At 39.2% G+C, this 20,455-nt stretch carries 13 protein-coding genes; 12 read left to right on the top strand and 1 reads right to left on the bottom strand.

The features are described 5' to 3' along the window. Positions 1 to 127: 127 nt before the first annotated feature. From PAARA_RS02800 to PAARA_RS02790, 3 genes are all read left to right on the top strand, one after another. Complete coding sequence (locus PAARA_RS02800; RefSeq protein ID WP_167346329.1) at positions 128 to 682, top strand: isochorismatase family protein; 555 nt, start codon at positions 128 to 130, stop codon at positions 680 to 682. A gap of 76 nt (positions 683 to 758) precedes the next feature. Next, positions 759 to 2,225 carry a methyl-accepting chemotaxis protein gene (locus PAARA_RS02795; protein WP_062567561.1) on the top strand — a complete coding sequence of 489 codons (1,467 nt, stop codon included), beginning with the start codon at positions 759 to 761 and terminating at the stop codon, positions 2,223 to 2,225. Between the two features lie 13 nt (positions 2,226 to 2,238). Further along, complete coding sequence (locus tag PAARA_RS02790) at positions 2,239 to 2,724, top strand: DUF6436 domain-containing protein (RefSeq protein ID WP_062567560.1); 486 nt, start codon at positions 2,239 to 2,241, stop codon at positions 2,722 to 2,724. An 88-nt stretch (positions 2,725 to 2,812) separates the two neighbouring features. Here PAARA_RS02790 and PAARA_RS20335 read toward each other — a convergent pair whose 3' ends face one another. After that, positions 2,813 to 5,083 (bottom strand): CHRD domain-containing protein, encoded by a 2,271-nt coding sequence (locus PAARA_RS20335; RefSeq protein ID WP_083515239.1) that lies wholly within the window; start codon positions 5,081 to 5,083, stop codon positions 2,813 to 2,815. 478 nt (positions 5,084 to 5,561) lie between these two features. Here PAARA_RS20335 and PAARA_RS02780 point away from each other — a divergent pair, with 478 nt between their 5' ends. The 9 genes from PAARA_RS02780 to PAARA_RS02740 all read left to right on the top strand — a co-directional run bounded on the left by PAARA_RS02780 (position 5,562) and on the right by PAARA_RS02740 (position 20,446). Continuing rightward, on the top strand, positions 5,562 to 5,909 hold the full coding sequence (locus PAARA_RS02780; protein WP_062567559.1) for a hypothetical protein: 348 nt from the start codon (positions 5,562 to 5,564) through the stop codon (positions 5,907 to 5,909). Between the two features lie 19 nt (positions 5,910 to 5,928). Beyond that, positions 5,929 to 8,541, top strand: a complete 2,613-nt coding sequence (locus PAARA_RS02775; protein ID WP_062567558.1) for a hypothetical protein — start codon at positions 5,929 to 5,931, stop codon at positions 8,539 to 8,541. Positions 8,542 to 8,550: 9 nt separating this feature from the next. Next, positions 8,551 to 12,258 (top strand): DUF637 domain-containing protein, encoded by a 3,708-nt coding sequence (locus tag PAARA_RS02770; RefSeq protein ID WP_062567557.1) that lies wholly within the window; start codon positions 8,551 to 8,553, stop codon positions 12,256 to 12,258. Continuing rightward, entirely contained in the window at positions 12,258 to 13,178 is a 921-nt protein-coding gene (locus PAARA_RS02765; protein ID WP_062567556.1) for a hypothetical protein, read from the top strand. The genes PAARA_RS02770 and PAARA_RS02765 overlap by 1 nt, the downstream gene beginning before the upstream one ends. A gap of 6 nt (positions 13,179 to 13,184) precedes the next feature. Then, positions 13,185 to 13,679, top strand: coding sequence for a CC0125/CC1285 family lipoprotein (locus tag PAARA_RS02760; RefSeq protein ID WP_157066159.1), 495 nt, complete (start codon positions 13,185 to 13,187; stop codon positions 13,677 to 13,679). 883 nt (positions 13,680 to 14,562) lie between these two features. Further along, positions 14,563 to 14,757: a (2Fe-2S)-binding protein gene (locus PAARA_RS02755; protein ID WP_054554573.1), complete on the top strand. Its 195-nt coding sequence runs from the start codon at positions 14,563 to 14,565 to the stop codon at positions 14,755 to 14,757. Between the two features lie 153 nt (positions 14,758 to 14,910). Beyond that, a complete protein-coding gene (locus tag PAARA_RS02750) occupies positions 14,911 to 16,452 on the top strand; it encodes a phospholipase D family protein (RefSeq protein ID WP_062567554.1) in 1,542 nt (513 codons plus the stop codon). A gap of 253 nt (positions 16,453 to 16,705) precedes the next feature. Beyond that, positions 16,706 to 18,961, top strand: a complete 2,256-nt coding sequence (locus PAARA_RS02745) for an acyl-CoA dehydrogenase (protein WP_062567553.1) — start codon at positions 16,706 to 16,708, stop codon at positions 18,959 to 18,961. Between the two features lie 156 nt (positions 18,962 to 19,117). After that, on the top strand, positions 19,118 to 20,446 hold the full coding sequence (locus tag PAARA_RS02740) for an IS4 family transposase (protein ID WP_062567086.1): 1,329 nt from the start codon (positions 19,118 to 19,120) through the stop codon (positions 20,444 to 20,446). Positions 20,447 to 20,455: the final 9 nt, after the last annotated feature.

Below are 20,455 nucleotides of genomic sequence, written 5' to 3'. Positions count from 1 at the left end.
AAAATATAGCACAAATATGCACGTAATTAACGTGTAAGAAAAGATAATTTAGCATAATGTTAATTAAGGCACACAAATGTATCTATGTGCTATAAATACATTAATTAAAAATGACCCAAGGCCTTTTATGCGTCATCCATTTATATGTCAAAAAACGCAAACGATTTTACTTATCATTGATGAACAAGCAGGGCTTTCTCCTGTTATTAGCGAGTTTGCAGAGGTTGTTAATAATACCGAAAAGCTTTTAAAAGGGGCATCTCTTTTTGATATTCCAGTGGTTTTTACGGAGCAAAATCCTGAAAAACTGGGTGCAACCGACCCATCGCTTGCCCACTTTATGGCAACAAGCTGTAATATAGAAAAAATACATTTTAGTGCCTGTTTAGAGCCAAACTTTATAGAGTCGCTATCGCGCTTTAATCGTCCCCAAATTGTTGTTGCAGGAACAGAAGCGCATGTTTGTGTTTTACAAACGTGTTTAGATTTATTAACTGCCGATTTTAAATTATTCATTGTGGATGACGCTATTGCATCGCGCAACTCACATCATAAAAACATAGCAACAAAGCAACTTACGCAGGCTGGAGCTATAATAACCTGTACCGAAAGTGTGTTATTTCAATGGTTAGAAAAAGCAGGAACTGAACAATTTAGAGCATTATTGCCATTAATAAAGTGAACCATGATACGCATCAAACCGTATAGGCTCGGTTAATTGTATTTTTGTAAATAATTTAATAATTAAGGCTTTAACTATGACAAGTGTGCGCCGCCTTTTTACCTATTTGTTTCTTCTTTTATTTGTAGAGTCTTTGGTATTAGGGTTTATCTACTCAACCTTGTTAACCGGTGTGGTCACAGGCTTACTTTTGCTGTCTTTGCCGCTTTGGATGCTGTACCGCTTCCCAAGTAGTAAATTGACCGCTCATGTGGTTGCAGCTGGCTGCATGATGTTTTCGTTTTTACACATCCAACAAAGCTATGGACTTATTGAAGTTCACTTTGAAATTTTTATATTGATGGCTGTGCTAATCATGTTTGTTGAGTGGCGAGTGTTTATTACTGCACTTGCGTTTGTTGCCGTTCATCATTTAAGTTTTTATTTTTTACAAATCAATGAAATGGGTTTATATGTTTTTGACCCTGACAGATTGTATTTTAGTACCGTACTTATCCATGCTGTATATGCCATTGTTGAAGCTATTGTTGCGGGCTACATCGCTAAAACATTGCACCGTGAACGCAGTGCAGGGCTCTCGTTAAGTAATACTACAGAGCAAATTATGGCGGATGAAAACAGTATTAATATTAGTCTAAGAGCCGATGAGAGTCACAGTGAAGCGGTGGCGGGCTTCAATCGTCTTCTTGGTTTTGTTTCAAGTGTAATTGGTGATGTACAAAGTCAAAGTAGTGTTTTAAAAAATCTGTCTAAACAATTGCTTGAAGTACATGATGAACTGCACCAACAAGCACAGCACCGAGAGCAGTTATCGGCTGATATTGCACAATCAGGTGAGCGCGTTGCTGAAGGCTTTGCCCATGTTGAGCAAGAAAGTAATGAACTACAAACCCAGTTTGAAAAGCTTCATTTAAGTGCGAGCGAGGCATTAAATGAGGTGGCGAATACAGACAACAAAACCGCTGAGCTTGCTAGTAACCTTAAAGAGGCAGATCAAAATATTGCACTATTAGTATGTGCATGTAGCCATATCTCAGACTTACTGAATGAGATTTCATCGATTGCTGAGCAAACCAACCTCCTTGCTTTAAACGCGGCTATTGAAGCGGCTCGTGCCGGTGAGCAGGGGCGCGGTTTTGCTGTGGTCGCAGATGAAGTTAGAAACCTTGCAACGCGTAGTAAACACACCACAGATAAAATAACGACAACCCTTGAAAGTTTGATGCAAAATAGTGCTTCATCGACTCAGTCAATGCAAGGGAGTATCACTCTGATTGAGCAACTATCGGCAATTAGCACACAAATGAAGCAACAAATCACTGAAATGACGGAGCAAGTAAATAGTGCTGCCACTAGCTCACAATCGGTTGCGCATGTAGTGCAAAACCAAGCGGGTAACACCCGTGCAATTGCCGAGAACTCACAAGCCTTAATTGCTAATCAAGACAATGATAACCATATGATTGAAAAGCTAACCGATCGTGTGCAGTTAATTGATGTCAGTATTGATGTGCTGGAGCAGGGTATTGCTAAATTCAAATAGCATAAGATCAACAGTGGCGACCCTTTTATGGGTTGTTACTGTGCTTGCTACTTTAGTTTTTGCTTACACCCAGCAAACAGAAACATTTGACCCCGATAACACGCTGTCGCAACCAAACTGGCTGTCATTGTTTCAAAATACCGTTGGGCTTAATGCAGTCGAAGGCGATACTTTGTATATTGTGGATGAAAACACCTGTGTCTGTTCCGCGCGCTCACAAGCGCACATTCAGAGCTTAACAGACTACGCTATCGAGCAGGGAGTGAAAGTAGTAAAACTAGCCCCGAGTATGGCTTTGTCTTCACTTATACCCGCGCAACCGGCTGCGGTACTTATTTCAGATAATCAAGAGTTGGCATATGCAGGGCCATTATCAAAAGGCTTAGCATGCTCGAGTCAGAACGGTTTTGTTGAGTTGGTAATTAAAAATTTACGCGCTGGTTTTAATAGTCAGTTCGTTAATTCTAATGCCAAAGGGTGTTATTGTAAGATTGGTTAAGTTTAACTTTTAAGCAAACAGATACAAAAAAAGAGGCCAAAATCACATTGGCCTCAGAACAACTAGGATTAGCAGGATTAGGAATAGATTACTGGATCTGGCCTCTAATTTCCCCACTCGGGTTAGCAGGTGTATGTACATTTACATAATGACCGCCAGAGGCGAGTACTGAAAAGGTGTCGGCATCAATCATCAAGCCAGCGTTGCTCATCCAGCGATTAATATCATCGCTATCTTGCACAAGGCCAACCAATACCGGGCCATTTTCACCTGTCACACCGGTATGAATATGCGCTGCGCTGGCGTCGCTCACACCTGAGGTGAGTACTTGTAGTTCAACACTGTAATCATGGGTGTTCACTAATGCATAGCCATCACCTGATGCGCTTGTCACAACACTTGGTACTTCTTGTGCGCCGCTTAGCGGGAAGGTCACAAATACATAGTTATCAGTTAAAATTTGCCCACGTAGCTCACCGCTAGGATTAGCCGGCGTGTGCACATTAACGTAGTGGCCACCTGATGAAAGTACTGCAAAAGTATCTGCATCTATCAAGGTGTTTTCAGGTGTTTGCCATAGGTTAATGTTATCGCTTGACTGTTCTAACGCCGCAAGTACATCACCGTTCATACCAATGCGGCCAGTGTGGATGTGCGCAGCAGTTGCATCACTTACGCCCTCTGTTAATGCTCTTAACTCTAAGTGGTAATTATCCGTATTGACTAGTGCATAACCACTGCCTGACGCCATGGTATCGACTGCGGGTACTTCTTGCATGCCAGTTAATGGGAAAGTCACTAATTGATAATTATCTGTCAGAATTTGGCCTCTGATTTCACCACTTGTATTAGCAGGTGTATGAACATTTACATAATGACCACCTGATGCAAGTACCGCAAAAATATCTGCGTTTATCATTGTATTGGCAGGTGTTACCCAGGTGCCGGCATCAGTTGTTGACTGCTCAAGTGCAACAAGTACATCACCATTAGTGCCAATTCGACCTGTGTGAATATGAGCGCCTGTTGCGTCATCTACACCTGTTGTGTTTACACGAAGCTCGAGGTCGTAATTATTCATATTAATAAGAGCATACGCTTCACCACTAGCATTGGTGGTAACAGCAGGTACTTCTTGCTCACCATTGAGTGTAAAGCTTGTGAACGCGAAGTTGTTGGTAAGTATTTGGCCTCGTAGTTCTCCGCCAGCATTAGCAGGTGTATGAACATTTACATAATGACCACCAGAAGCAAGCACCGCAAAAATGTCAGCATTTATCATGGTATTTGCAGGAGTCATCCAAACGTTACTGTCACCCATTGATTGTTCAAGAGCGACGAGTACATCACCATTAGTGCCAATTCGACCTGTGTGGATATGTGCTGCAGTTGCATCGTCTAAGTTTGAAGTAACAACCGTGAGTTCTACGCTGTAGTCAGTTGTGTCTACTAATGCGTAGCCATCACCACTGGCCATGGTGTTTACCATAGGCACTTCTTGCTTACCACTAAGATCAAATGTTGCCACTGCGTAGTTATCCGTCAGGATTTGTCCGCGAATTTCGCCATTCGCAAATTCAGGGGTGTGAATGTTCACATAATGTCCACCATCTAAGAGCACCGCAAGGGTATCACTGTCAATGGTGGTTCCCTCAGGCGCAACCCAATCAGTCATGATTTCATCGTCTTGCTCTAAAACCACAAACACATCACCATTTGAACCTAATTTGCCTGTGTGGATGTGCGCTGCTGTTGCATCATCTACACCCATAGTGACTGCGCGAAGTTTAAGTTCTGTACTTGCACTATCGTAAGATGCGTAACCGTAACCCATCGCATCGGTGTCGTTCATAGGAACTTGCTGATTACCATTTAAGGCGAAAGTGATGATGCTCGTTGTATCTGGCACTATTTGTGCGCGGAGCTCGCCGTCTGCAAATGCTTCAGTGTGGAGGTTGATATACCAATCCCCGTCCATTAAATCAGCGATCGAGCTTTCATCAAGGTCGGTAATAGCCACTTCATACATACCTTCACTTGTTGCTTCAAAAGCGAATGCAACGTCGCCATTCTCACCCAAATCACCATCATGAATGTGCGCAGCACTAAACCCTTCTACTGAGCTTGCATCTAGCGTTGCACGAAATTGCATTAAACTTTCATCAAGCTCTACGGTTGCTGTGGCGGTTTGCATTGAGTTATTCATTGGTACTTCTTGCTTGCCGCTCAAAGTGACAGAGTAGGTTTGGCTGGGACTGAATTCTTGTACTGGGGGAGGGGTAATCACTTCATTATCGTCGTCATCATCACTACAAGCAGTGACTAGGAGTAAGCTGCTTACCAAGAGTATGTATTTCATCGTTCTTCCTTATATCTAAGTATGTTCGGACGGTACGACGTGTCCATTTCAATAAGGCTTACGACAGGTGTTTAAAAAGCGATCACAAAAGGTTTATAAATTGTTAGCAACGAATTGTTGTGTTGGTTTTAAAAAAGTGGAAAAGTGAAAAAGTCGAAACTCCTCAGTGAATACAATTTACTATGCGCGAAAAATTATCTATTAACTACTTCTTTGTTTAGTGTTACCATTAAGTCAAAGTTAAGACTGCGTTTGAAAGCCTCGAGTTATTTACTGCTTTACTGTTATTCCACATACTTCTATATCTTCCAATATAATTATTGTTCTGGACAGTAACGAAACCTCTGCTTTTTGTTAAATTAACAAATTAGAAAGCTATGCTTCATGGGAAATATTCAAAGCAATACGGAAAAATTCGCTTCATACTCAAACATAATACAATCACTTAGACCAACACTATTAATTTGAAAGGGAAACCATGAAACTTATAAAAGTAATTTCTTTAACGTTATTGGCGTTGAATTTTTGCAGTGTTTATGCAGCCGAAGGAAGACTAGCTAATATTTCTACCATTATGATGGACAAAGACTTAGGTGACAAAGTTTTCATTGATATAAATACAAAAGAAGTTAGTAGCGCAGCTTGCCATAAAAATTCGAGGTGGGACTTTATATTTACTTTAGAAAATAACCAAGTCAGTAAGGCTATGTTGAGCTTTCTAGTAAAAGCACAAGCGACCAATGAAAAGCTAATATTTGTAGGAACTGGTAGTTGTAATGTTTTTAATGAACTTGAAACATTGAAAAGAATTGAACTAGTTAACTAAATTTAAAGGAATATAAGTTGTGAGATTAACTACTTTTTGTTTTGTAGTGATTGCTATTTTTGTCAGTGTTAAGTCGAATTATACCTCTGCGTCAACTGCTATTTTCTGGGATGTACAAATAGCAAGTTACAATTTCCCCGAATCGGACTTGTTCTCTGTAACATCTCAGTCAGAGTCTAACTTTGATACTTTGGCTTTAGCTTCATCAAGTTTAAGTGATGTATCAATCTCATTTAATTCATTCATCGTTGATTCTAAAGCGTTATATATTTATATACCAGCGGATAGCTTAATTGAGAAACTTTCAATTCGCTCTCAGTCATTTAGTTTTAATAATGTAATTAAAGTAATTGGTAAACCCATTGATATAATATTTATATCAACATCAAATAATTTTTCATGTAATGGCTGTAGCTTTGAAAATATTGGGCGACTCACTTTTGTTAATGGCACTTTTTCAAGTGACATTATAGATGTTCGCTCAGGTAGCATAATATCATTGAATAACCTAAAAGCCCCTGGAATTCAATCTTTAGAGGTTTTTTCCGACTCAATAAATACTGCAGGTGTTATTGACTTAAATCTAAATGCAGTAGCACACCCCGAAGGCGGCTATATTATTTCGAATCAGGGAAATTTAGTTGCTGGTGCAGGAGGGATAAACCTTTATTCTGGTAGTTTTAGAATTAAATATAGTGACTTAGATATTATTAGTGTAAATACAAGTACCGGTACCTTTAGCCCTCAAGGTACTTTTAAAGCAGCAAGTATAGGTATTGTATCTGCAAAAAATGTTGAAATCCCTATCAATACAGAATTAAATACAATGTCTGACTTGCTCGCTACAAGTACTCGCCAAGGTAGCTTCTATGCCCCATCAGAGGGGATATTTATTCAGGTTGCTAAACATCCTTCAGCTGCTGTTACTGTAAAAGGGAAGTTGTATTCAGATAATATAATTACCACTAAGAGTATTTCAAATCAAACTTTTCATAATTCCGCTCGTGTTATGGGGCAAGCCTTTAAATCCTTAACAAAAGGTGTTGTATCTAATTATGGCTTAATTGAAGCAGACATAATGGGCATTAATGGTTCCAAGTTTATTAACTCAGGGTCTATTCGTGGAGCTAAATTAGATGTTGAATCAGCAGGTGATGTTTACAATAGTTTCGGTGGTGAAATATTAGTTGGTTTACTCTCCATAAAGATTGATGATGGTATTTTTGTAAATGGTTCAAGAACAAACAAACTATATCGACCAAGCAAACTAGCTATAGAAACACCTGTTTTAGATATGACTTCTACAAAACATGGACTATATAATTTTTACACGGAGTCAGGAACAGTTCAATCTAATTTAGCGGCAAATATTCATGCTAATGAAATTAGAGTTAGCGCTAATGCAATTGAAAATATTAATCCATATAATTTAAAGAAAGGTAGTTCAGAGTCTTGGGACTCTGGTATACGTGTTAATACGACTTTCGCTAATCAAGTATCATTAATCGCTGAAAATTATTTAGGTCTAAAAGCCAGTAATTATATTCGAAACTCATCAGCTATTTTGGGGTTGGAGCAGCGAGGTGATTTTGAAGTTAATACTCCTAAGTTTTATAATGAGCGCTATAGATTAGAAGCTGATAGCTTTATTGTTTCTCAATTAACTTACGACTCAATCAATACAGGTAAGTATAATGAGGCAACAGTAGGTTCTGAAACAAAGGTTATTGCTTATTCTCCTCCAGGCCGTATTTATAGTTATGGAAAGCTGAAAGTTAGTGACGGCAACTCTATCAACGAAGATGAAGAATTCATAAATGCTTTTTCATATGTCGAAATCTTTGGGGATAGCCATTTCCATCAACTTGAGTTGAAAACAGTCGGTTTGGAATTAACAAAGGTATTATCAGAATCAAGTGTTGTGAAAATTAGAAGTTGTATGATGTGGGGGAATTGTGCTTCGAATGTTGTTACTAGCCACGCAGAAGCTGAAACTTTATTCTCTTTGCAAGGTAATGTTTATGGCTTAAATCAGGATATTGTTTCTGAAAGTAATTATTACCAAGATAGCTTGAACGTTCTCGAAGTTAGAACTCAAGAAGTTATTAACGAATATCTCTCACAATTTATTTATAACACGTCTGAAAACAGGTATGGAGAAGTAACCAATATCAAAATTGAGGGAGATATTTTAACTGGTACATACAAAGAATGTGATGGTCAGAGGTTTATCCCCTATATCGGCAGATATGTTGATAACTGCGCGTTTGGATCTTTCAGGAAATCTATATCTTCGTTACTGGAGGCAGCAACTGAAGATAACGAAGTTGGAAATACTGGTTATAGCTATGCTCAAATCAAACAGGCGGCAACTAAATTTGTAAAAACTCTCCCAATGAAAAGTGACCCCAATAACGTTTACCCAGATATTTTCTTAACTGTAGAAAGAATGAGCTTTATGTCATATGCGTTATCTAGCGACTATAAGACAATAACAATAAGTTATATTCAAGCTGGGAAAGTAGTTACACCAGGTGCGGGCTCAGGGTATCAAAATTATACATTCAGATTTACCGAAACTACTCTTTTATCTACGGTTATGGCTTGTTTGCCTGATTCGGCATGTAATTAAAGGACTAACATGAAAAAGAATAATTTTAATCCAGAAAAAAAAGTTCCTTTATGGCAAAAAGCTGTTGGCTACCTGAACATTTTAATGTTGATAGGTCAGGTGAGTTTGCCTTCTTTAGCGCATGCTTTTGTACTTTTTGATGAGGCTCAGGCAGCACAAGAATTAAATAATTCTTCAGCGTTTCAACGAGTGTATAATACTGACTCTCAGTTCAAAAAATCAGAGTATATTGTAGAACAACCTGAAAGTACTCAAGTTCAAACTATTGAGACATTCTACAAGAAGCTTATTGATCATAAAAAATACGGTTTACAGGCTCCACAATATATACCTATTTTAAATAACGGCATTACGATTATTTTCCCTCATTACGAGTTGAAAAAAAGAGTAGGCGACAGGTTTGTTCAGTCAAGAATGATCCGTTCACAAATTTACGCCAGCTTAAACCGCACATTAATCAGCGATAGTTATACCTCCGAAGTTCAGCAGATTAATGCGCTTTATAATAATGCTTATGACTTTGCAGGGACTACTAATACAAAATTTGGCGATAAAGTAACCGCTTCACAAGTATCAACTTTTAACAAAAATTTTATTTGGCCTGAGCTCAGAACAATCAATGGTGAGTCTGTACTCGTTCCTGTTGTTCAGTTCACACAAGCTACTATCGATAAGTTATCTATAAATGGTCATGTTGCTGAATTTGGAGGCTCAGTTGCTGAGTTCAATAGTATTACGATAAATAGCGGCACCTTAAAAACCCAGCGTGATACTTTTATAAAAACAGCTGAAAATTTAACGGTTAACCCTAGCGCAGAAATAAAGGCCGATGGGGATTTAAATTTATTTGTTGGTGGAACCTTACAGAATTTGTCAGGTCGTTTATCGGCTAATCAAAATGTAGATATTATTGCAGGCCAATACCAGCAAAAAACAGTTGTGCATCGTTATGCAACTCGTTACGAACAAGGCACTCGATTAGGTGAAATAGCGTCTGTTGATGCTAACGGTAATATTCGTATCCGTAGTTACGGCGATATTGTAGTTGAAGGTGGGGCTATTTCTGGCAATACGATTGGCTTAAAGGCCGATGGTAATATTATCCTTAAATCGCAGCAAACCAGCTATGTTAATAACCAACCGGTGGGTGGGTATGACAGTGAAATTAGCGAAGTTGAGCATCTAACCACTAAGTTAAGTGCTCAAGATAGTATCTACCTGATGGCGTCAGGGGCGATTGAGTTAAACGCTGCTGAGCTTTATGCCGATCAAGGAGTAATAGAGATATTAGCAGCGAATGGTGTATATATTGCTAATGCATTTAACCAATTCCAGAGTCAGCGTTACAAAAAATGGGGAAGAACCACAGAACAAGAACAAGAGTTTGAAACCATTGCTATTCGTGCAGCGTTAGAAGCTGGCAGAGGGGTAATGATAGCCACGGAATTTGGTGATATTACCTTACAAGCGGCAGATATCAAATCAGGAACTGGTACTGAGATAAACGCCCGAAATGGTCGTGTTAATTTATTGCTCGCTAAAGAGCAAGACCATTACTTTTACAATAAAGTGAAAAAAGGGTTTTGGAAAATAAAAACCGAAACCATCCAAGACACCACCGACACAGCCGTGTATAACGAAATTATTGGCGGCGTAAAAGTTCAGGCTACTCAGGGTATTACTCTTGAACTAGGTCAATACGATGGAGAGTCTGTTACTGACGTAATTAACGAGTTTTCTAAATCAGAAAGCTTGAGTTGGATGGCAGATATCTATAACGACCCGCAATATAAGTGCCCAACTCCAGCATTACCTCAAACTCCAGAGGGTTATTCTGACTTTGCTTATCGCGCCATGCAAAACGATCCTGCATTTAATCAATGTACTAGCATGCTTGATGTGGTTTACAGCAAGCTAGAAGACATTCATAAGCATGATAAAACGAGTAGCTTAAGCCCTGCAGCAATGGCGATTATTGCAATTGCAGTTTCTGTTGCGATGGGGCCAGCAGGTGCAGGTTTAATTGGTGGCAGTGGTTCAATTGGTGCAGTAGGATTTGTAAATGGTGCTGCAATGCAAGCAGGTGCACTGACACTTGCTACTCAAGCGGCAACAAGTTTAGCGAATGGTAATGGTGTAGAAGAAACCATTAAAGCAATGCACCGCTCAGATACAATAAGAGCTGTAGCTACATCTATGGCAACCGCAGGGGTTTTAAGTGAAGTTGGTAGTATAGAGTTTTTTGGCGAAGTTAACCCAAATGCGCCAATAATGAGTACTGATACGCTAATTTCAGTGGGTAATCAAGCCACGCAAGCCGTGATTAATTCGACGGTTAGTGCTGGTATTTCAACGGTCATTAATGGAGGCAATTTTGGTGAATTTACTGACACTTTCCAAGCATCACTAAAACAAGCTGGCATTAATGCTGTTGGCGAATACTTATCATCCTCAATAGGTGAATCTTATAAAAATCAAGATATTTCTAATATTGTTAGGTATCTATCACATGCTGGGGCTGGCTGTGTTCTTGGCTTAGTATCAAATGAGGCTGGAAGTGCAATCGGAGGTGGTGACGAAAGTTGTTTAACAGGGGCCGGTGGCGCTGTTGTAGGGGAATTAGTTGCCGATGCTTATAAAGCTCAAAAGTTGGATGAGTTTTATCAGCGTGAGCAAGTTCTGGTAGAGTTACTGAAAAACGAGTATGGCTATACTAACGCTGATATCGCAGCTTATTACAACTCTGAATCAGCGCAGAGTTATATTAATAAAGAAGTTGCGAAACTTACGGCAGCAGGTGTTGATTTAGCTAAATTAGGTGGAGCGACTGCGGCCTTCTTAGCGAATAGTGATGTGAATTTAGCTGCGATGACGGCCGAGAATGCAGCACAAAATAATGCGCTTTTTTTAATTCCACTAGGCTTACTCATATTAAAGGGTATAGACATTGCGCTAACAGCTAACGAGTTGTATGACATTTATACAACAATGGAGTCAGACCCAGTAAAAGGGCAAGAGCTACTTGAAGATTGGTTAATTGAGCAAGCAGCAGGTGGCGCAATCGGAAAAGTAATTCCAGGTTTTAAAACCTTTGATGAATTGCTTGACTGGTTAAAACGAAATAATGCAATTTCACCTGCAATGCTAAAAGACATTAAAGATAATGTTGATGCAGGCAAGAATGATGCTCCAAGTGGCTCCATTACTGTTAAAAAAGCTATAAATGATAAAATTAATTTGAATGACTTAAGTGGGGATTTAGAATTTTTAGCAAAAGTTGATGGTTCCCATGTATTTAAGAGAAATGATGGTTACTATGGTGAACAAATTGCTAAGCAAATCTTTGATGATAGTACGGGATTAGACTTTAAAGATATAGTAAAAAATAAGTCAAATCATGGTGCCGACTTATTGGGAGTTGATGAGAAAAATGGTGTGGTTTGGCTTATAGAAGTAAAATCATCTATTCGTAATTCATTCCCGAATCCTGATAAGCTGAATTTAGAGGCTCGTGGGAAAAGATGGATAGAAGAAGTAGCAAATGGTACATTAAATGGCCAACCTGTATCAGCAGAAGCCAAAAAATTTGCGACTGAGTTAAGAGATAAAATAAATCTTTCGGGGTACAAACTCAAACCTGTTTTAGCTAAAGTAAAAGTACCAAAGCCTGGTGAAACAGGTACTGCAACTATTTCAATAACTCCGGCTGGAAAGTAATGAATAAGAATCTAGAAAAGTTTTTACGAAAACGTAATCAGGCAATTAATAATCCAAGAAAATATAAAGATATTTATTTGAATAACATTGAAGAATTATATTTTTTTATTCAGTATGGGCATACTCAACGCGGCACTTTAAAAAATGAAATATTACCAATCTCTGATTGGGAGATGTTAGATTCAGAATTGTCAATTCCATGTAATTATTACGAAATGGATGCGCAAGCTAGTTTTGTAGAGAAGCGTAAGTTAGATTTAGATAAGTTAGCGTTTTTTTTACAGTATGGCTATTATGGAAACATAATAACGTATTCTCGGAAAAAACGTTTTTTACTTCGTTTTTCTCGCGAGCCTGTTGGTTTAGTTTCGCCTACTAGCGTATTCCACCTCAGCGTCTCTGTAATATTATATAACAATGATTATGCCAGCCACTTTTATAAGCTTTTTCAAGCTGGTTATATGAAAAACTGGATAAACCGCTCAAAAAGCCATATTGGTGACTTTATTATCCTGTTGTTTGATAAGGTCAAAGGTGGCAATACCCTAAAACCGATCGTAGATGACTTTGCTTACCAAGCTATTTTAGATAACTGGGATAGCACTGACTTAACAAAAGTTACCGCTTATCTAAATCAGTTATGTGATGATCAAGTCGCTCAGGTTGCATCACCACCGAGTAAGATGTTTTTTGAGTTCGATAATATGAATTGGCAATTTACACCTTATGCTGCACTTATGCTGTTAACGTTAAGAGCCCAGCATGGACTTGAGAATCCTGATTTTGAGCATCCTGGGTTTGGTAATGTTACTTCTTTGTTATTAACGCAGCCTGTAGCCCCTCAAAAAGATGAGGTGCTTGAACAGCTCGTTGCCAAGTTACATGAACAAGGCTTTGATGAAAAAATGTTACTAGCGTAGTGTGTGATGAAACTTTATAAAATTCTAAATCTAGGATTTATGTTGTATTACAGCTTGCTTTTAGCAGGCTGTAATACAGTTTCATATCAACCTGATGGCCTTCGTGGTGGTTATAGCGATAAAGTGTTGGCTAATGGTGAGTACCGTATTACATACCAAGGCAATGGTGATATTAGTGCTACCCAAGCCCTTGATTTTGCACTGTTGCGAGCAAGCGTAATTGCTGTGAATAATCAATCGGAATTTGCCATAGCTAGCGAGCTACTGCTCACAACAGAAACTGTAAAAATAGACTTAAACTTACCTTATATTTATAAACCCACCGCAAGGTTAACTTTATCACTAAAGAATGATGAAGATTTAACTTCAGCTTTAGTTTCATGTGAATTAATTGCTTATTATGTAACGATAAAAAAACAGAGTCGTGATTTTGCCTTTGAGCCGCGTGAGTGTATAGCTAGATTGAAGGCTAAATACCAATTACCAGATGAATATATTTAAGTTTAAGATGTTTGTGACTTGTAAATAGTGGTTTTTAATAAAAAAGGATATTTTAATGAAAAGTTTATTATTATGTTTAGCGCTTTTTTTAAGAGCTAAACACAAGCTAAGTACAACGATAAAGGCGTTTTAATTGAAAGAGTATTTGTGCATGAAAGTGGCGCTATCTAAATTTATATCATTGGTGACATAGTTAATTTAGAACAATGTACTTCTACCTTCAGGGTATGCATTCCACCTACAGCAACAGCAAAAGATGAAATGTTATCACTCGCTTTATTTATTTGCATACGCTTCAGGGAAGCGTGTAGGTTTTCATTGTTCTGGACGCAGTACGACATCATTTTGGGGTGGTACTCAAGATTTTCCTGTAGTCAATAATATGTGGGTTCATTAAACGAGCTTTTATACAAATGTAAAAGTAAGGGTCGTAAATTGGTAGTGTCTTATTCTTTCTCTGTTTGTTGCAATATAAAAGCTATTACATACGCAATAACTTCGAGTAAATTGCATATTTACTTTCAACCGCTAGTGCAATTTGCTCCAGCCGCCACTATCTAGTGGCGTGGTAGATTTTATGTTTCTAATTATTAATGCCTCCCTTTTGTTCTTGAATAGACATTTACTCATAATATGAGCAAATGAATGCTGAATTATCCTTCTTCTTGAGCTTTAGGAACTGAACCATCCAAAAAAAGTTAAAAAATTTTCTTTACTCATCGTCAACTAACCACTCAAAATATAAGAAGAAATTTTTCAGCTGTATGCCATTTAGGAAGTTCCAGTATGAAAGTTATACAAATTTCACTAAAACACTATTGCGAACTATTACCGTTTAGATTAATATGCTGACCATCAAAAGAAATGAGAGTGGTTTGCATTCATGTATATCTGTTTATGCCATGGTGTGACTGATAAAAAAATCGAACAAACTATTGATGATGGCGCAATGACGATGCGCGATCTGTCAAAAGAGCTACAAGTGGGTAGCCAATGTGGTAAATGTTGCGGTTGCTGTAAAAAGATTCTTAACCGTAAACTCATTGAAATCGCAGACATTACAGAGCAAGTAGCATAATTACTTGCTCTTAAACGTGTTTATTTAACTATTTTTCTTACCTTTCTGCCTTATCTTTATTACTTCGTACGCGTTTTATTTGCTTTTAACCTCCTCATTTATTAGGGTTATGTCAAAGCAATGTGTGTATCACACAGTCACGGGTAGGAAGCCATGATAATTGACTCTCCCAAATATCTTTTTTGTGCAATTTTTTTTATGATAGTGGCAGGCTGTGCGCAATTACCTTCTCGAGAGTCTATCCAACCAAGTTATGCTATTAAAGCTGATACACCCAGTACAATAGGAGATGCAGTGGGGAATGTTCATCCTGGTTTATCAGGGTTTTATCCTTTAGTAGATGGAGTCGATGCCTTTGTCGCAAGGTTGGCGCTCATTGATTCTGCAGAGCACACCATTGATGTGCAGTATTATTTATATCACAGGCAGCAAACAACAATTTTATTCACCGCTTTTTTACTCAAAGCGGCTGATCGCGGCGTAAGAGTAAGATTATTACTTGATGACTTATCTCAAGCCGATAGTGAAATTGATTTAGCAGCGTTGGCTGTCCATCCCAATATCGAAGTGAGATTGTTTAACCCGTTTCCTAATCGCCGCTTTAGAGCATTGGGTTTTGTGAGTAATTACAGCCTGCTTTCAAGACGAATGCATAACAAAAGCTTTATTGTTGATAATAAAGTTTTTATTACTGGCGGCAGAAATATTGGTAATGCATATTTTTCCGCGGAAGATCACTCAGAGTTTATTGATTTAGACGTAATGAGCGCAGGTGACATTGTACCCAAAGCATCAAAAGCGTTTGATTTATATTGGAATCATCAATTATCGTACCCCGTTGAAGATTTGCATGGTAGTCGTGATGAACAATCTCTTGTTAATATCACAGAAAGCTTACGAACCTATGTTTTGCAAAACCAAGACAGCAACTATGTAGAGCAACTTCGTGAAAGTGAGTTTGTGAAGCGTTTACAAAACGATGAGATCCAGTTTGATTGGCAAGAGTCGACTTTATTCTTCGACCACCCTGATAAGCTGCTCAATGATGTGAGTGAAAAATCAGCTAATATGTCGCCATCTTTATTCAAAGAGATGGGCCAACCAGAGCATAAAGCAATTATAGTCTCACCATATTTTATCCCTAAAGAACAGGGCGTTGAGTTGCTAACCAGTTGGGTAAAAAAAGGGGTAGATGTTACCGTACTGACTAACTCATTAGCAGCGACTGATGTTTCTGCTGTGCATGCGGGTTACAAGAAGTATCGTGCAGATTTAATTCGTGGTGGCGTTAAACTTTGGGAATTAAAACCTAGCGACTTAGTTGCTATTAAACGCAAAGCAGGGCGCAAGGTGACAGGCTCATCACAGGCCAGCCTTCATGCAAAAACGATGACGGTCGATGACAAGAAAATTTTCGTTGGTACTATGAATCTCGATCCGCGCTCTTTTGACCTAAATACTGAAATGGGCGTATTAATTAATAGTGAAAAACTCAGTCATTTTTTAGCGCACTGGGTTGATAAAAAAATGCCAGACTACGCTTGGAAAGTAGAATTGAAGAATCCAAACGATGACCAGCTAATTTGGCTTGATACAGTAAACAACAAACAGTTTGAAAAAGAACCACAAACCTCATCATGGCGGCGTTTTCAAGTTTGGTTTATATCGCTGTTCCCGATTGAGGATGAACTCTAGCTATAACTGCAAACCTAACCTTCGGCCCAACTTTTTTAGTTGGGCTTTTTTGTATTCGAACTTTAGTTGTTAATATTTTCGGGATAAAAAATGCCAATTGAGCGTACACGTGTAAGTTTAATATATTCAAGTGCTTAGCATCATTAAGAAAATTAAATATAAAAAAATGTTAAAAAAACTGGTTGGACCAATTGATCTATTGTTCAATTTATGACGTAATGTAGGTATTACTATCTGGTCGGATGAGTTTATTATGAGCTTACGTACAAAATTAAAAAAAGTATTACCTAGTATTTCAATTACAGAACAAGAAGCGTTAGATGCGGGTGATGTTTGGTTAGAAGGTTCAATCTACCAAGGTAAACCTGATTTCGATGCACTTCGTGATGTTTCAGCTGCTAAGCTGAGTGCTGAAGAGCAAGCATTCTTAGATGGTCCAGTGAAAGAATTATTATCAATGATTGATGATTCTGAAATTCAAAACGGTGTTCATCTACCTGATTACATCCTTGATTTCTTGAAAAAAGAGCGCTTTTTCTCGCTTATCATTCCTAAATCATTCGGCGGTTTAGAATTCAGCCCTTACGCAAACTCAACAATCGTTGCGACTATCGCGACAAAGAGTTCTGCGGTTGCGGTAACCGTGATGGTTCCTAATTCATTAGGCCCAGGTGAGCTATTACTGCACTTTGGCACTAAAGAGCAACAAGATCACTACTTACCACGCCTTGCTAATGGTCGTGATATTCCATGTTTCGCACTAACTAGCCCAGAAGCGGGTTCAGATGCGGGTGGCATTCCAGATATCGGTGTTGTTAAACGTGGCCAGTTCAATGGCGAAGAAGTGTTAGGTTTAGAAATTACTTGGGACAAACGCTACATCACACTCGCGCCAATTGCGACAGTGCTAGGTTTAGCATTCAAAGTAGTTGACCCTGATGGTTTACTCGGTGGCAAAGAAAACCTAGGTATTACTTGTGCGCTTATTCCTAAAGATCACCCAGGTGTTGAACTTGGAAATCGTCATGATCCTATGGGTATCCGTTTTTATAACGGTACGACACGCGGCGAAAAAGTATTTGTACCAATGGACTTCATCATTGGTGGTCAAAAGAATATCGGTCGTGGCTGGCAAATGCTGGTTAGCTGTTTAGGTGCAGGTCGTGGTATCTCGTTACCGGCACTAGGTGTTAGCTCATCGCAAGTTGCATTTAAAGGTGCTTCTGAGTACGCAGCAGTACGTGAGCAGTTTGGTCTTGCGATTGGTCAATTCGAAGGCATTCAAGAAAAGCTCGCTGATATCGCAGGTAAAACGTATCTTCAAGAAGCGATGCGTGTATTAACAACAGAAGGTTTAGGCATGGGCTTAAAACCATCTGTAGTCACTGCAATTGCTAAATACCATATGACAGAAATTGGTCGTAACGTGCTTGATTCAGCAATGGATATTCAAGCGGGTAAAGCGATTCAAAATGGTCCACAAAACACATTAGCAAGTGGTTATGTTGCACAACCAATCGCAATCACGGTTGAAGGTGCAAACATTCTTACTCGTAATCTAATGATTTTTGGTCAAGGTGTAATGCGTTGTCACCCATATCTACAAACTATGGTTGAGTCTATCCACAGCGAAGACAAAAATGCAGATAAAGAATTCAACAACATCTTACGTAAAACAGTGGGCTACAGCGTAGCTAACAGTTTACGTGCTTTCCGCTTAGGTGTATTACCGTTTACTGCGGGTGCTAAATCGTCATTACCAGAAGTACGTGAATACGAAAAAGCAGCACATAAACTATCTGCAAAACTTGCAGTTTACGCTGACTTCTCATTATTAGTACTTGGCGGCAAGCTTAAACAAGCAGAAATGTTATCTGCACGTTTAGGTGACGTAATGAGTTTCTTATACGCAGCGATGGCGTCGATTAAATACTACGAGCAAAAAGTAGCAAGCAGTGAACGTGAGCAAGCCGCACCTTATTTCCATTATGCGACTCGCTTTGCACTACAAAGCGCAGAAGAAGCATTGCATAAGTTTTTAGATAACTTCCCTGCAAGCGGTACTCGTAAGTTTATGCGTTTCATTACGATGAACTACTCAATGAAAATGCCTAAAATCAGCGATGATTTAATCCGTGAACTTGCGACTCAAGCACAAATGGATACCGCATTTAAAGCGCAAATCACTCATTTGGTTAAACCAATTGAAGGTGATGGTCATTACATCAATGAGCAAGCGTACAAAGCGAAAATGGCGTGCCTTGATTTACTTGCAAAAGTTAAAAAAGCACTGCGTGCTAAAACGATCAAACCGGGCGTTCGTTTTGCAGAAACACTTGATAATGCACTCGTGGCAAGTGTTATTAACGAAGAAGAGTATGCAAAACTGATTGACTACAACAAAAAACGTGAAAAAGCGATTCGTGTTGATGAGTTCGACTTTGATATGAACTTGCTTGATGACAATGCAAAACCAGTTAACCCACTTAAAAGTGTGGTAAACGAGTAATTCAACAATGCAAGTCCTGAGTAGTATTAGGACTTTATCTTCGAAAACCCGTGCTTAGCACGTAATGCCGATCAGTTAAGAATATTTTCATGATCGGTTGACCGATCTTTTAAAGGCTTCAAAATCCGATATCAGAAACTGATATCGGATTTTTTTATGTCTTTACTCACAAACCTCGATGAAACATTTAGTCATGCGGAAGACTTGAAGGCTGTCGATAAGCTTATGTCTTTTGTCGACCCTGAACTTCTTCAGCAAGCCTATACACTATCGGGCGTAGCAACTATCAGACGTCGCCGGTTACCTCTGGATTCGGTCGTATTTACTATCGTGGGTATGAGTCTTTTTCGTAATGACCCTGTCTGGGACATCGCAAATAAACTTGATATCTCATTACCAGGTAAAAATCGATTTGTTGCCCCCAGTGCGGTAGTTCAAGCTCGGCAACGACTAGGTGATGAAGCTGTCGGTCACGTCTTTAAGCTGATGGCACAACGGGCCTTTGGTGATTTTGCCTTTGAACAGTGGTGTGGTTTAAATGTGTTAGCAGTTGATGGCGTGATGTTTCGTGCTCAGGATACCGGTGAGAACCTTACTGCATTCGGTTGTGACCGTAATGCTAAAGGCGATAATCCGTATCCACAGGTACGCATGTGTAGTCTGATGGAAACCTCCAGCCACCTTCTACTGGCCAGTGAGTTTGACAGTCGGGATGTGGGGGAGATGTCTCTTGCGCAGCGGCTTATTCCTTCGGTTCCCAATAACTCTCTGACTCTTTTCGACAGAGGATATTATTCGCTGGGGTTATTGTACTTATGGATGACTAAAGGCGTTAATACGCACTGGATGCTCCCTGCCCGTAAAGATCTACAGTACACAGTAAAACACCGACTAAGCGAACATGATGCTGTTATCACTCTCAAGACTTCGCCTCAGGCTCGGAAAAAATTTGATGGTCTACCAGAAACCATCGACGCGAGGCTAACCAGTTACAAAGTAGACGGGAAAAGCTACCATGTGCTCAGTTCAATGGTCGATGTATTGCAGTTTCCCTACGAAGAAGTTGTTGATGTGTACGTTCAACGCTGGGAAATAGAGCTAGGGTTCAGGGAAATGAAACAGACGCTAAATCAGGCCAAGCTAACACTTCGTAGCAAGAAACCTGAGATGGTACGACAGGAGCTCTGGGGACTACTACTGGCCTACAACCTGATTCGGATGATTATGCTGGATGCCGTTAAAGATATGCCTGAGCTATCCCCATCGCGGCTTAGCTTCGGCCTCTGCATGAGACACATCATCGTGTTCTTCCTAACCACTTTACCGGAAACAGTAACCAAGTTGCCCGTTCACTATGAATACCTGATGGAATCGTTAAGGATGATGAAATTACCTGACAAACGGCCTGATAGGTATTACCCAAGAGTTGTGAGGAAAAGACCGACTAAATACCCCACAAAGAAAAAAGCCAGTCAGCTTAACTGACTGGCATTA

Origin of the sequence: Pseudoalteromonas arabiensis, assembly GCF_001550155.1 — a bacterium.
GTDB lineage: Bacteria > Pseudomonadota > Gammaproteobacteria > Enterobacterales > Alteromonadaceae > Pseudoalteromonas > Pseudoalteromonas arabiensis.
Note: the sequence above shows the minus strand (reverse complement) of the source record. Positions and strands in the feature narration are given on the sequence as shown.

Excerpts from the sequence above, each read along its gene's own strand:
- PAARA_RS02800 (WP_167346329.1), top strand. The coding sequence starts at position 128 with ATGCGTCATCCATTTATATGTCAAAAAACGCAAACGATTTTACTTATC.
- PAARA_RS02795 (WP_062567561.1), top strand. The coding sequence starts at position 759 with ATGACAAGTGTGCGCCGCCTTTTTACCTATTTGTTTCTTCTTTTATTT.
- PAARA_RS20335 (WP_083515239.1), bottom strand. The coding sequence starts at position 5,083 with ATGAAATACATACTCTTGGTAAGCAGCTTACTCCTAGTCACTGCTTGT.
- PAARA_RS02780 (WP_062567559.1), top strand. The coding sequence starts at position 5,562 with ATGAAACTTATAAAAGTAATTTCTTTAACGTTATTGGCGTTGAATTTT.
- PAARA_RS02770 (WP_062567557.1), top strand. The coding sequence starts at position 8,551 with ATGAAAAAGAATAATTTTAATCCAGAAAAAAAAGTTCCTTTATGGCAA.
- PAARA_RS02765 (WP_062567556.1), top strand. The coding sequence starts at position 12,258 with ATGAATAAGAATCTAGAAAAGTTTTTACGAAAACGTAATCAGGCAATT.
- PAARA_RS02760 (WP_157066159.1), top strand. The coding sequence starts at position 13,185 with ATGAAACTTTATAAAATTCTAAATCTAGGATTTATGTTGTATTACAGC.
- PAARA_RS02755 (WP_054554573.1), top strand. The coding sequence starts at position 14,563 with ATGTATATCTGTTTATGCCATGGTGTGACTGATAAAAAAATCGAACAA.
- PAARA_RS02750 (WP_062567554.1), top strand. The coding sequence starts at position 14,911 with ATGATAATTGACTCTCCCAAATATCTTTTTTGTGCAATTTTTTTTATG.
- PAARA_RS02745 (WP_062567553.1), top strand. The coding sequence starts at position 16,706 with ATGAGCTTACGTACAAAATTAAAAAAAGTATTACCTAGTATTTCAATT.
- PAARA_RS02740 (WP_062567086.1), top strand. The coding sequence starts at position 19,118 with ATGTCTTTACTCACAAACCTCGATGAAACATTTAGTCATGCGGAAGAC.